Below are 12,746 nucleotides of genomic sequence, written 5' to 3' on the forward strand. Positions count from 1 at the left end.
GGCAAGTCTGCTTGGCTGAACCGCCAGCCAGGCATGGCCTGGCTCTACTGGTAAACGCTTATCGGCAGTCTTCCGGCAGCGCGGCAATCGCCGACACCACCGCACCCTGCATGCCCTGCCCCACGGCCATGTCCAGTTCCCCGCCCGTTGCCCCATGCTGGCGCCGCAGTTCGTCCTCGCACAGCCCGCGCACCCGCGCACGGGCATTGGCGCGCAGGCTGCTGCATCGCCAATCGGTGCCACCCAGCGGCAACACCGAATACACCACGCTGTTGCAGGCGTTACCGGCCCGCTGCTGCAGCGACAGGCCGCCGAAATCACGCGGTTCGCTGCTGCGCTGCGGATCGAAATAGCTGTCCGGGAAGGTGCGCGCGTACTGTTCGATGTCCACCTGCATGCTGCGCCCGCCGGCCAACGGCATCTGCAGCGGCTGGCCACAGCGCGTGGCGTCGGCACGATGCTGGATGTACTGGTAGATCGGCCGGTCCAGCGTTGGATCCTTATGGGTCACCGCACTGACCGCCGCCAGCACCGGCAACGATGCACGATTGGCCATGCGCGCCAGCAGCCCCGTCTGTGCCGGCTGGCAGCGGTCGCGCAACGTTGCCGCAAGCAGGAACAGCACGTCGTTGCGAAAGGCATGGTCATCACCCAGGCGCTGTTCGATGCGCTGGCGGGCATCGGACGAAGGCGGCGGAAATGCGATCGCGGGTGGCGCGATGGGTGCAGCCTGCCGCTGCCACCACACCAGCAGCGCAACCACCACCAGCAAGGCTGCTGCAACGATGGTCCAGCGCGCACGCATCAATTGTGGATCGCCGTCAGTGTCGCCGCAGCCGCGTCGTAGGACGCGCTGGCGATATCCGCATCGAAGCGCTTGACCTGCAGGCGGCCGGCAAGCCGGTACGGGTCCCACAGGTCTCCCAGTGCGATCGGCGTGGACAGGGTCACATGGATGATCTGGTTCGGTGGCGGTGGTGGCACATGGATGCAGGCACCGTAGAACGGCACGAACAGCAGTTCATCTACCAGCCCGGCGTCGTTGGTGCCCAGCGGCACCACGTAGCCATCCAGATCCACCGCGCGACCGTCGACAGCGTCGACCACGCGCGAAGAGCCGAACTGCTTGGCGCGATCCGGGCTGGAATGGTCGATCTCCTGCCCCGGTGGCGTGCCCGAGCCGGTGTCATCGATCAGCCCGCCCACCCCGTCCATGCCATTGCGTGACAGGCCGATCTGCGGCGGCGGGCGCTGGTAGGTCACTTCGTCGGGCCGCAACGCGTCCCAGCGAGCGATGGGCGCTTCGGTCGTGGCCGGCTGTGCCGGTGCTGCGGCGCCGGTGGTGGCTCCCCCACCCGCCTGCGTACACCCCAACAGGCCCAGGCAGCACGCCAGTCCGATCAGGACGCTACGGTTCATACGGCCTCAGCTGCGCATCGCGCATGGTGTAGGCGGAGCCGGCCAGATCATCGTCCAGCCGTTCGGCGCGCAGGGTGCCGGCCAGGAAGAACGGCGAATACATGTCCGGCATCTCGATCGGGTGCGGCAGCACCACGTGCACGATCTGGTTCGGCGGTGGCGGCGGCACATGGATGCAGGCGCCGTAGTACGGCACGAACAGGAATTCGGTCAGCCGCCCGTCCTGCGCATTGGCCAGCGGCACCACGTAACCCGGCAAGCGCACCGGCCGCTGCAATACGGTGTCCACGGTGCGGAACGTACCGAACTGCGGCATGCGCCGGTTGCCGTTGTGCTCGACCTCCGGGCCCTCGCCACGCTCCAGCGCCGCCAGTTCTTCCTTCGGCATCATCTGCAACCAGTCCAGTTCCTGTTCCTCGGCAGCTGCCGGGGCATCGCGATCGATCACCGGCGACGGTGTCAGCGCCTGCACGCCGGTATCGACCGGGTGTTCGCAGGCGCTCAGCACCAGCAAGATTGGCAACAGCGGCAACCAGCGCATGCTCAGCCCCCGGGTGACAGGCCATCGGCCAGCGTGCGCCGATAGGCCAGCAGCGCCGGTACCAGGCCGGCCACCGCGCTGATCGCCAGCACACCTGCGACCCACGCCAGTTCGCGGCCATCCGGCCAGATGTGGGTGATCGACAGGCCAAAGTTGGCCAGCGCCCAGCCACGCCCGGCCAGGCTGGCCACCACCAGTGCGGCCAGTGCGAGCACGCAGGCAAGCGCGCTGGTCGCAACCGCCTCCACCACCAGCAGGCTGGCGATATAGCCAGGGCGTGCACCGATGGCACGCAGCACCGCCATCTCGCGCCGGCGCTCCTGCAGGGTCGAGACCAGCAGCGCCACCAACGAGACCATGCCCAGCAGCACCACCATCGCGCTGATCAGCTGCAGTGCCCGCTCGGCCGTGCCCAGTGACTGCCACAGCTGCTGCAGGGTCACGCCTGGCAGGATCGCCAGCATCGCCTCGTCCGGATATTCGTTGATCCTGCGCTGTACCGAGAACGTGGCGATGCGCGAATTCAGGCCAAGCATGAAGGCGGTGATGCTGGTCGGGGTCAGGTCCAGATGGCGCGCCTGCTCGGCGCTGACGCTCTGGCTGCGCAGCTGCACGCCGGAGCGCCAGTCGACATGGATCGCCTCGATGGCCGGCAGCGAGACCAGCACCGACGAATCGACCGGCGTGCCGGTGCGCTGCAGGATGCCAGCCACACGGAACGGCTTGTCGGCATGCGTGGCCAACGTGACCGCGCCGGTGCCATGGGCCAGCACGATCTCGTCGCCGATGCCGACCTTCTGTGCGTGCGCCACCTCTGCGCCGATCACGGCGTCGTACAGGTCGTCGAACGGCCGCCCCTGTGCAAACGCCAGCGCATGTCCCGCGCCGTAGCGATAGTGCTCGAAGTAGCCGCCACTGGTGCCGACCACCCGGTAGCCGCGCCACGAATCGCCCAGCGACAGTGGCACCGCCCACTTCACCTGCGGCAGCGAGGACAGCTCCTGGTAGGACTGCCAGGACACGTTGTTGGTCGGGTCGCCGATGTGGAACACCGAATACAGCAGCAGGTTCACCGGCCCGGAGCGGGCACCGACGATCAGGTCAGTGCCTGAGACGGTGCTGGCGAAACCTTCATGCGCCTGCGTGCGCACGCGCTCAACACCGAGCAGCAGCACCACGCTGAGGGTGATCACCAGCACGGTGAGGCTGACGCTCAATGCGCGGCTGCGCAGGCTGGCCCAGGCAAGTTCAAGCATGGGTGCCACCTGCGTGATTGATCTGCGACAACGCGATGGTGCGGTCGAACAAGGGCTGCAGGCTTTCATCGTGGCTGACCACCAGAACCGTGGTACCGGCGGCCCGGCACTGTGCGGACATCAGCTGCAGGAAGGCGGTCGCGGCCTCGCGATCCAGTGCCGAGGTCGGCTCGTCGGCCAACAGCACCGCCGGCCGGCCGATCAGCGCACGTGCGGCCGCCACGCGTTGTTGCTGGCCAACACTGAGCGTACCCGCGCGCCGCTGCATCAGCTCGGGATTGAGCTGCAGGGCCTGCAGCAGGCGGGCGATCTCGGCATCCAGCGGCCTACTGATGCGCGCGCTGCGCAGGCGCGAAAAGCGCAGGCCCAGCGCGATGTTGTCGCGTACGCTGAGAAACGGCAGCAGATTGAACTGCTGGAAAATCACGCCCAGGTGATCGGCACGGAAACGATCCCGCGCCGCACCTCCCATGCCCTGCAACGCCTGGCCGGCCACCTCGACACGGCCCTTGCCGGGCATCAGCACACCCGCCAGCAGGCCCAGCAGGGTGCTCTTGCCGCCACCACTCACTCCACGCAACAGCACGCTGCTGCCCTGCTCGATCCACAACTTCGGAATATCCAGCACCAGCCGCATGTCGTAGCCGAACTGCACGTCTTCCAACGCAATCACCGGTGCTGCGCTCACGGAGCCAGCACCACGCGCAGATTGTCCGGGGTCAGCACACTGCGGTTCTGGCCATTTGCGGTTGCGCTGTTGACGATGACTTCGTGCAGGCCGGGGAACAGCACGGGAAGGCGTAAGACGATGGCGCGCAGCTCGGCAGGTTTGGCACAGTGGTACTGCAGCGTTGCGCTGAAACCTGCGTGCCGATGCTGCCCTGGCGGCGGCGCGGCGGCCGTCGCGTCGAAGCCCTCTGCATCGGCTTTACCGCTGGCCAGACGGCAGCCTGCCGCGGTGGGCAAAGTAACCCAGCTGCCACCCTTCAGCACTGCCGTAGCCCGTGCCAGCGCGGCCTGCTCGGTCGCGTTGGCGGGCGGTCGCTCGAAATCAAGTATGCCGATACCCGGTGCCTGCAGGGCGAACTCCAGCGTTCCCTGGTCGAGAGCGAGATCAACAGTGGCCTGGCCGTGCACGTGTGGCGCGTGCTGGCGGACATCGTGTGCCTGGGCCGCGTCGGCAGCCAGCAGCAGGAAAAGAGCAGCAGGAAGCTTCATGGGGGAGACTCCAATTGTTACTATGTAACATAATGGACCACATCCCCCCGACCCCCGCAAGGGCTCTGGCCCAGCCGCCAACTTCGGCACGCTGGCATCCCCGTTTCGATCTGGCCGGCGCCTGGCTGTCGCTGGCCTGCGCCGCCCATTGCATCGCCCTGCCACTGCTGCTGGCCTTCGTGCCAGCGGCAATGATGGCGCTGCGCTCGTTCCAGCACCCCGGCCACGGCGTGATGACGCTGCTGTTGATGATGTCGCGCTGGGAATGGTTGTTCGCATTGATGGCCTCGACGCTGGCGCTGGCCAGTACCACGGCCGGGCTGCACCGGCATGGGCGCTGGCTGCCGGTGCGGCTGGCCGTGGTTGGCGCGATCCTGCTGGTGTCGGCGTCGCTGTACCTGCCCTTGAAGGAATCGCTGCTGTGGCATGGCGTGGCCACCGCCTGCGGTGGCGTGCTGCTGGCATGCGCGCACATCGGCAACCGGCGGGCATTGCACGGCCACAGGTAGCGTTCCGAAGATGCCGGCCAGCGGCCGGCACTACCGTTTCGTTGGACCGGTAGCGCCGGCCGCTGGCCGGCGCGCGGCCCGCCTCCTCAGAAGCGGTACCCCACTTCCGCGCCGAAGATCCGCGGGCTGTCCAACGGGCCGTAGTAGTTGCCGTCGCGCCCGAAGGCCAGGTTGTCGAAGATCAGGCCATTGATGCGGCGCTTGTTGGTCAGGTTCTGCACGAACACCCGCGCGCTCCACGGCCCGGTCTCATAGCCCAGCTGCGCACCAAGTACGGCCACCGCGGGCTGGAACGCGCGGTTACGTTCATCCAGTGCACTGGAGCCAGTGAACTGCGATTCCAGCCGTGCATGGATGCCCGATTCGAACTGATAGCGCGCCGCCAGATAGCCAGTGTAGTGAGGGGTCAGCTTGACCCGCTTGCCATCCAGGTTCTGGTCCACGCTGACCCACAGCTTGGTGTACTTCGCATCGACGTAGCCCACATTCGCCATCAGGGTGAAGCCCGGCAGCACTTCGAACACGCCCTCCAGCTCGGCACCGCGCGAACGGATCGAGGCATCCGAACCGACGTAGTCCGACGAGATCGGGCGGCCGTTGCCATCGGTGGCCACCTGGATCTCCTGCCAGTTGTCCGAGGTGATGTGGAACAGCGCACCACCGATGTGGCCACGACCGCCGGCCAGGTTCATCTTGAAGCCCAGCTCATGGCTCCACATGCGCTCGGACTCGTAGCGCAGCACCTTGTCGTTGACCACATCGCTCTGCGCCGCAGCCAGATTGAAGCCACCCGGAATGTAGCCCTTGGCCGAGGCCGCGTAGAAGGACAGGTCGTCAGTGGCGTCGTAGCGCAGCGACACCCGCGGCAGCGTGGCCGAGAAGGTATGTGCCAGCGCGGCATCGCGGTACAGCACGCGGCCACCGGCGCCCAGATCCAGCGCACCGGCACGCTGTTCGGTGGAGCGCCGTGCCTGCTCATGGCGCAGGCCGGCGCTGGCCGTCAGCTTCGGCACCGCCGGGAAGGTATAGCTGGCGGTGGCGAAGACGCTGTAGTCCTCGCCCTTGGAGGTCTGCCGCGGTGCCAGGTTGTAGCTGTCCAGCCCGTGCAGCGCCGGGCCGACGAAGGTGCCGAGGATCGAATCCTTGCTGTTGCGGTAGGTCGACACACCGGCCATCCAGGTCAGCGCCTGGTCGCTGGGCGAGCTGAAGCGCGCCTCGGCCGTCCATTCCTTCTTCCTGTCGTAGATGCGACCGGCCAATGCCGGGCTGTTGGTCATGTCGAAGTCGTAGCCGGCCGAGGTCACCTCCTCGTCCCGCCAGGAAGCGGCCACGTCCAGCGTGCCGGCCTGCAGCTGCCATTGCGCACTGAGGCCGGCCACCGTTTCGTCCTTTTCGGTGCGCTTGGGCGCGTCGTTGATGTAGGTGAAGTCACCCGCACGGCGCCCGCCATTGAGCGAAGTGCCGTAGGTGCGGTTGTAGAGGCCGGTATCCAGCGGCAGGTATTCATACTCGAACATGCCCGGCGCGCGGGTGCGCAGGTGATAGGCCAGCGCGTTCACCGACACGTAGTCGCTCGGCCGCCAGCGCAGCTTGCCCTGGAGGTAGCCTTCGCCGACCTTGCCGCGCGCACCGGAAGGCGTGAGGTTCTTCAGGTAGGCATCCTCATCGGAGCCCATGAACGCCACCGAGCCGGACAGGCTGCCGTCCCTGCTCAATGGCCCGGCGAGGAAGCCATCCAGGGCCGTGCCGTTGCCATTGCCGAACCAGGTGCTGCGCAGGTTGACCTCGCCCTCGCGCGCATCGGCCGGGCCGCGTGTACGCACCAGCACCAGGCCGGATTCGCTGTTGGCGCCATACAACGTGCCCTGCGGACCGCGCAGCACCTCCACCGACTCGACCTGGTTGAGCACGGCATTGCTCAGTTCGCGGAACGGAATGCCATCGATGTAGACCGAGGCACGATTGACCAGGAATGGATTGGACTCGATGCCGCGGATCGAGATGAACATGTTGCTGAGCTGGCCAATCGCGTTGAACTTGACGTTCGGCGCGAGCTTGTCGAGGTCACGGAACTCGGTGACGCCCGCTTCCTTCAGGGCCTGCCTGTCGAGCACCGTCACCGACAGATCGCTCTTCAGGTAAGGGGTATCGCGCTTGGAACCGGTGACGCGGACACCGTCGAGCGTGGCCGGGTCGGCCTGCTGGGCAAGGGCGGGCAAGGCAGGAACGAGCAGGGATGCTGCGATGAGCGCGGCAGCAGGCGTGGACGACTTCAAAGCGGGAACCTCGACGGATGGAGTGGCGGACGCGCGGGCGGCAGCAGCGCGGGACAGGAGTGTTATTCTGTAACATTCGCACCCTGCCGCCACTCCATTTCCGGCAGCGCCGCTCCATTCCCGGATCCGTGATGCCCGCCCTCGCCGACCAGTTGCTGCAGGAAACCCGGTCGCAGGTCCCTGCTGCCTACGCCAGCGATGACGGGGCGGTGGTGCTGCTGCGCCATCGCTTCGAGGCCAGCGAAGGCGAGATGGGCCATCCGCACCAGCTTCGCCTGGGCCTGGCCGTGGGCGGCGGCGGACGGCTGCAGCAGCGCACCCTCAACGGCCTGCTGCAGGCGCCGTGGCGGCCCGGCCAGTTCAATCTGGTGCTGCCAGGAGACACCGGCACCTATGCCAGCCCCGCGGTCGATCTGCTCGGCATCGCCATCGATACCCACGCCCTCCTCCATGACGCGCGGGCGTTGCAACACCTGCAGCCGCTGGCGGCGCGGCTGCACCACGACCCGGTGATCACTTCGGTGCTGCAGGCCTTGTGGTGCAGCGCGCAGGCCGACGTTTGCCTGCCCGGCTTCCTGGAGCATGGCGCCCAGGTCCTGCTGCATAGCCTGAGCCAGCTTGCCGGTCAGCCGCGCCAGGCGCGTGGCACGGTGTCCCCACTGTCGGCACGACGGTTGCGGCAACTGGAGGCCTACATCGACGCGCAACACGGCCAGGCGCTGACCGTTCCACAGCTGGCCGCTGCAGTGCAGATGGAGGCCGCGACGTTCGGCCGCGCGCTGCGTGCGGCCACTGGCCTGCCGCCCTATGCCTTCCTGACCCAGCACCGCATGCAGCGGGCGCGCGGGGCACTGGCCCAGGGATGCAGCGTCACCGAGGTTGCGCTGGCCAGTGGCTACGCCAATCCCAGCAAGTTCAGCGCGGCGTTCCGGCGTGTGGTCGGTTGTTCGCCGTCAGCATGGATCGCGCAGTCACGGGCCCGGTAGTGCCGGCCGCCAACATTACGAACTGGTAATGTCCAAGTCAGGGCCTCGAAAGGCGGTGGACGTCACCCTGCAGGCCACTTCCTCATCGGTGATCCGCATATGACCCGCTCCCTGTTCCGCGTCGCCCCGCTCGCCCTGCTGCTGTCCGGCCTTTCGGCCGCGCCGCTGGCGCTGGCCCATCCCAGCCTGGTGCGTTCGACGCCAGCGGCCAATGCCACCGTGGCCCCGGCCAGCCAGATCGAGCTGCAGTTCAGTGAGAAGGTGATGCCGCGTGCCACCCGCATCGAACTGAGCATGGACCACGGCCGCATGAAGATGGCGATGCCAACCACGGCGCAGGAGATCTCCGAGGACGGCCACACCCTGCGCGCGCGCTTTGCCAAGCCGCTGCCCGCCGGCAGTTACGCGCTGCAGTGGCGCGCGGTCGGCCAGGACAGCCATCCGATCACCGGCACCTACCGCTTCACCGTGAAGTAAGGCCGCTGCTGTGGCCGAGCTTTCGCCGTATGCGCTGCGGCTGGCGCTGTATCTGGCCCTGATGCTGCTGTTCGGGCGGATGCTGTTCGTCCGCCCCGGACTGCCGCGCAGCGTCTCGCTGGCCCTCGTTCTGGTGGCACTGGTGCTGGTCGGCATCGATGTGGTCACCCGATTGTCCGGCGTGCTTGGCATATCACCGGTCGACATCGATGGCGAGACAGCGCGCTGGTTTCTTACCGGTACGCCGGTGGGCGAGGCGGGACTGCTGCGCATCCTGGCCCTGCTGGCAATGCTGCCGCTGCTGGCAGTCAATCGCCCGGTACAGGGCCTGCGCCGCCCCGCACTGCTGGCACTCTCGACGGTGACCCTGGCCAGCCTCGCCTGGAACGGCCACGCCGCTGCTGGCGATGGGGTCGCTGGCCGGCTGCGTCTTGCTGCCGGCATCGTGCACCTGCTGGCGGCCGGTGCCTGGATCGGTGCGATCGCCGCCATCGTACAGCTGGCACTGCGGCGGGAAGGGCCGAGCCTGCGCGAGCGCACCCACGAACTATGGCAGGCCGCGCACGGCTTCGCCCTGCCCGGCACGATCATCGTCGCCCTGCTGGCGATGACCGGCACCTATACCTATGTCGATCTCGGCGGTTCCATACAGACCCTGACCGGCGCCGCGCATGGACGCTGGCTGCTGCTCAAGCTGGCACTGGTGGGTGGCATGCTGGGCCTGGCCGCGCTGCATCGCTGGCGGCTGGTGCCGGCGCTGGCGGTTTCCATCCGCGGCGGCTGGCAACCCAGGCCACTGCGTTCACTGCGCCACAGCCTGGCCTGCGAATCGGTACTGGCACTGCTGGTGCTGGCCTGTGTCGCGATTCTCGGCACGCTGGATCCGCTGGCATGAGACTGCGCAGCCAGCCCACACCCAAGCTGCGATGATGGGCGCACCATGAAACTGCTGATCGTCGAAGACGAACCCAAGACCGGCAACTACCTGCGCCAGGGCCTGATCGAGGCCGGCTACGTGGTCGATCTCGCCTGCAACGGCGTCGACGGGCTGCACCTGGCCGGTAGCGGCGAGTACCAGCTGGTCATTCTCGATGTGATGCTGCCCGGTCTGGATGGCTGGAATGTGCTGTCGCGGCTGCGCGAGGCCGGCTGGCAGGTGCCGGTACTGTTCCTGACCGCGCGCAGCAGCATCGCCGACCGCGTGCAGGGCCTGGAGCTTGGGGCCGATGATTACCTGGGCAAGCCGTTCGCCTTCGCCGAGCTGCTGGCACGCGTGCGCACGCTGCTACGCCGCGGCCAAGCGGTGCCGCAGGTTGAACGCATCGTCATTGCCGACCTGGTGGTGGATACCCAGCGCCGCCGGGTGGAGCGTGGCGGCCAGCGCATCGCGCTCAGCCAGAAGGAGTACATCCTGCTGGAGCTGCTGGCACGCCGCCGTGGCGAAGTGCTGCCGCGCTCGCTGATCGCCTCGCAGGTGTGGGACATGAACTTCGACAGCGACACCAATGTGATCGACGTGGCGATCCGCCGCCTGCGCGCGAAGATCGACGATGACTTCGACGCCAAGCTGATCGTCACCGTGCGCGGCATGGGCTACGTGCTCGAAGCACCAGACGACGGCGCTGTGAGCAACGGATGAGCCTGCGCCGTTCCATCGCGGTGCGGCTGACGCTGCTGTTCGCCATCGTGGCCACGCTGGTGCTGGCCGCATTGGGCGTGGCCATCTATGTCAGCGCCCGCCATGACCTTGTTGCCCAGGACTTCATCGAACTGGAGAACAAGGTTGCGTTGATCCGCGATATTGCTGGCAATGGGCCCGCCGCCGCACGCGGCCCGCGGTTGGCAGAGGCGCTCAGCCATCATCCCGATATCGCCTTCCACATCGTCAATGGCCACGGAGCCGTGCTGTTCTCGACCGCACCGGCACTGCTGCGCGAGCACGCACGCAGCCAGCCCATCGACGCCGCGCCACGGCGGCACGACTGGATTCTCGACGATGGTCGCTGCATGCATGCCCTGCACCTGCGGCAGACCCTGGCCGACGGCAGCCAGCTGGTCACCCTGCTGGCCATCGATGACGACCGCCATGCCGATTTCCTGCAGCGCTTCCGCCATCTTCTGGCGATCGCCATCATCGGCGCCGCCGTGGCCAGCAGCCTGCTCGGCGGCTACGTAGTGCGACGCACGCTGCGACCGCTGCGCACGTTGGCCGATGAAGCCCGGCAGATCACCGCCGGTCGATTGCAGCGGCGTCTGAGCGCGCGCACGGCACCGGCCGAACTGGAACAGCTGGCGCAGACCCTCAACGGCATGCTGGCGCGCCTGCAGCAGGACTTCGCACGCCTGACCGAATTCTCCGGTGATCTGGCCCACGAGTTGCGCACGCCGATCACCAACATGCTGACCCAGGTACAGGTGGTGCTGGCCCACCCGCGCAGCAACGAGGCCTACCGCGAGACGCTGGCCTCGTGCGCCGAAGAACTGCAGCAGTTGGCGCAAACCGTGGGTGACCTGCTGTACCTGGCGCAGGCCGAGGCACCGGGCGCACTGCCCTCGCGTGAGCCGGTGGCGCTGGATGCGGTGGTGGATTCGCTGCTGGAGTTCTATGACCTGCTGGCCGAGGACCGGCAATTGACCCTGCGCCGCGACGGCGTGGCGAGCGTGGAAGGCAACCGTCTGATGCTGCACCGGGCGATCGCCAATCTGCTGTCGAATGCGTTGAAGCACGCAGCCGTGGGCAGCGAGGTGCGGGTGAAGCTGGTCGAGGGCGATGGCGTGTGCAGGGTCAGCGTGCACAATCTCGGCCCGCCGATTGCCGAAGCAGCACTGCCGCGCCTGTTCGATCGCTTCTATCGCGGCGAGCGTGGCCGCCACGAAGGTGCCGGACTGGGCCTGGCGATCACCCGTGCGATTGCACAGGCGCATGGCGGAACGGTAAGCGTGACCTCCGATGAAACCGGCACCGTGTTCGAGCTGGTGCTGCCAAGCGCATCGGCCCGGTAGTGCCGGCCGCTGGCCGGCAACCTTGGCACATCACGCGTGTTGCAGTTGCCGGCCAGCGGCCGGCACTACCTCATCTGGTCGAACACCCCGGCCACCCAGTCGATGAACACCCGCAGCCGCGGCGACGGTGTGCGGTTGCGGGGGTAGACCAGGCTCAGTGGACTCGGTGTCGGCGGCGCGTCCGGCAACAGCTCGACCAGCTGCCCGCTCGCGATGTAGGGGTCCATCCGGTAGCGCGGTGCCTGGATGATGCCGAGACCCGCCAAGGCGGCACCAAGGAATGCGTCCGCGCCGGAAACCCTCACCCGCGCGGGCAGCGGCACATAGCGCACCTGCCCACCCTGCTGGAACTCAAGCGGAATCAGCTGGCCGGTGGCGCTGGAGCGATAGCCGACCATCTGGTGGCCTTGCTCCAGTGATTCGATGGTCTCGGGCACACCGTGCGCCTGCACATAACCCGGTGCGGCCACCGTAACTTCCCGCAGCATGGTCAACCGGCGCGCCGCCAGATCGCTGTCGGCCAGGGTCCCCACCCGCAACGCCGCATCCACGCCTTCGCGCAGCAGGTCGACATAGCGGTCGCCTTCGCTGACCTCCAGTTCGATCTCGGGGTAATGCTGCAGGAAGTCCGGTAGATGCGGAAACAGCAGATGCCGGCCCAGCGTGCCATGCACTTCAATGCGCAGCGGGCCACGCGGCGGCACGTCACGGAACGCGGCTTCGGCATCGTCCATGTCGGCGATCAGGCGCAGGCAACGCCCATAGAACGCTTCCCCTTCCAGGGTGGGCACCACCAGCCGCGTGGTCCGGTGCAGCAGGCGCACGCCCAGCCGCTGTTCCAGTGCTTTGATCGCATCGGTCACCGTGGCCCGCGGCAGGCCGAGGTCCTCGGAGGCACGGGTGAAGCTGCGGCGCTCGACGATACGGACGAAGGCACGCATGGCCGTGAATCGGTCCATTGTTCGGCAATTCGGATGATGTTGGCGGATTATGCATGATTATCCGAACTGATGAGATGGCGAAGATGGCACTGCGCCAGTCCGGCGCGCCCTGCTGGAACC

At 67.4% G+C, this 12,746-nt stretch carries 14 protein-coding genes; 6 read left to right on the forward strand and 8 right to left on the reverse strand.

Annotation, left to right across the window (positions count from 1 at the left end; translation table 11 throughout):
- Positions 1 to 58: 58 nt before the first annotated feature.
- The 6 genes from ACZK13_RS11585 to ACZK13_RS11610 are packed head-to-tail and all read right to left on the reverse strand — an operon-like array spanning position 59 to position 4,434.
- On the reverse strand, positions 59 to 805 hold the full coding sequence (locus tag ACZK13_RS11585) for a hypothetical protein (RefSeq protein WP_478481678.1): 747 nt from the start codon (positions 803 to 805) through the stop codon (positions 59 to 61).
- A complete protein-coding gene (locus ACZK13_RS11590; protein ID WP_478477292.1) occupies positions 805 to 1,419 on the reverse strand; it encodes a DUF3299 domain-containing protein in 615 nt (204 codons plus the stop codon). The genes ACZK13_RS11585 and ACZK13_RS11590 overlap by 1 nt, the downstream gene beginning before the upstream one ends.
- Positions 1,409 to 1,960 carry a DUF3299 domain-containing protein gene (locus ACZK13_RS11595; protein WP_478477294.1) on the reverse strand — a complete coding sequence of 184 codons (552 nt, stop codon included), beginning with the start codon at positions 1,958 to 1,960 and terminating at the stop codon, positions 1,409 to 1,411. The genes ACZK13_RS11590 and ACZK13_RS11595 overlap by 11 nt, the downstream gene beginning before the upstream one ends.
- A 2-nt stretch (positions 1,961 to 1,962) precedes the next feature.
- Positions 1,963 to 3,216, reverse strand: a complete 1,254-nt coding sequence (locus ACZK13_RS11600; RefSeq protein ID WP_478481680.1) for an ABC transporter permease — start codon at positions 3,214 to 3,216, stop codon at positions 1,963 to 1,965.
- Positions 3,209 to 3,904: an ABC transporter ATP-binding protein gene (locus ACZK13_RS11605; protein ID WP_180838716.1), complete on the reverse strand. Its 696-nt coding sequence runs from the start codon at positions 3,902 to 3,904 to the stop codon at positions 3,209 to 3,211. Before ACZK13_RS11605 ends, ACZK13_RS11600 begins: the two co-directional genes overlap by 8 nt.
- Positions 3,901 to 4,434, reverse strand: a complete 534-nt coding sequence (locus ACZK13_RS11610) for a ZrgA family zinc uptake protein (RefSeq protein ID WP_478481681.1) — start codon at positions 4,432 to 4,434, stop codon at positions 3,901 to 3,903. The genes ACZK13_RS11605 and ACZK13_RS11610 overlap by 4 nt, the downstream gene beginning before the upstream one ends.
- A gap of 32 nt (positions 4,435 to 4,466) precedes the next feature.
- On the opposite strand from ACZK13_RS11610, the gene ACZK13_RS11615 reads away from it, so the two are divergent.
- A complete protein-coding gene (locus tag ACZK13_RS11615; protein ID WP_125893594.1) occupies positions 4,467 to 4,943 on the forward strand; it encodes a MerC domain-containing protein in 477 nt (158 codons plus the stop codon).
- An 86-nt stretch (positions 4,944 to 5,029) separates the two neighbouring features.
- On the opposite strand, the gene ACZK13_RS11620 is transcribed toward ACZK13_RS11615, so the two are convergent.
- Positions 5,030 to 7,162: a TonB-dependent receptor gene (locus tag ACZK13_RS11620; RefSeq protein ID WP_478481682.1), complete on the reverse strand. Its 2,133-nt coding sequence runs from the start codon at positions 7,160 to 7,162 to the stop codon at positions 5,030 to 5,032.
- A gap of 188 nt (positions 7,163 to 7,350) precedes the next feature.
- Here ACZK13_RS11620 and ACZK13_RS11625 point away from each other — a divergent pair, with 188 nt between their 5' ends.
- The 5 genes from ACZK13_RS11625 (at position 7,351) to ACZK13_RS11645 (ending at position 11,685) form a co-directional block, all read left to right on the forward strand.
- The gene (locus ACZK13_RS11625; RefSeq protein ID WP_478477299.1) at positions 7,351 to 8,205 is read left to right on the forward strand and encodes a helix-turn-helix domain-containing protein; all 855 of its coding nucleotides are present in this window, start codon (positions 7,351 to 7,353) and stop codon (positions 8,203 to 8,205) included.
- A 99-nt stretch (positions 8,206 to 8,304) separates the two neighbouring features.
- A complete protein-coding gene (gene copC, locus ACZK13_RS11630) occupies positions 8,305 to 8,682 on the forward strand; it encodes a copper homeostasis periplasmic binding protein CopC (RefSeq protein WP_125893600.1) in 378 nt (125 codons plus the stop codon).
- Positions 8,683 to 8,692: 10 nt separating this feature from the next.
- On the forward strand, positions 8,693 to 9,577 hold the full coding sequence (gene copD / locus ACZK13_RS11635) for a copper homeostasis membrane protein CopD (RefSeq protein WP_346486696.1): 885 nt from the start codon (positions 8,693 to 8,695) through the stop codon (positions 9,575 to 9,577).
- Positions 9,578 to 9,622: 45 nt separating this feature from the next.
- Positions 9,623 to 10,321: a heavy metal response regulator transcription factor gene (locus ACZK13_RS11640; RefSeq protein WP_253143237.1), complete on the forward strand. Its 699-nt coding sequence runs from the start codon at positions 9,623 to 9,625 to the stop codon at positions 10,319 to 10,321.
- Complete coding sequence (locus ACZK13_RS11645) at positions 10,318 to 11,685, forward strand: heavy metal sensor histidine kinase (RefSeq protein WP_346486699.1); 1,368 nt, start codon at positions 10,318 to 10,320, stop codon at positions 11,683 to 11,685. The genes ACZK13_RS11640 and ACZK13_RS11645 overlap by 4 nt, the downstream gene beginning before the upstream one ends.
- Positions 11,686 to 11,750: 65 nt before the next feature.
- Here ACZK13_RS11645 and ACZK13_RS11650 read toward each other — a convergent pair whose 3' ends face one another.
- On the reverse strand, positions 11,751 to 12,644 hold the full coding sequence (locus ACZK13_RS11650; protein ID WP_197615637.1) for a LysR family transcriptional regulator: 894 nt from the start codon (positions 12,642 to 12,644) through the stop codon (positions 11,751 to 11,753).
- Positions 12,645 to 12,746: the final 102 nt, after the last annotated feature.

This window comes from Stenotrophomonas sp. 99219_Sma (assembly GCF_056480785.1).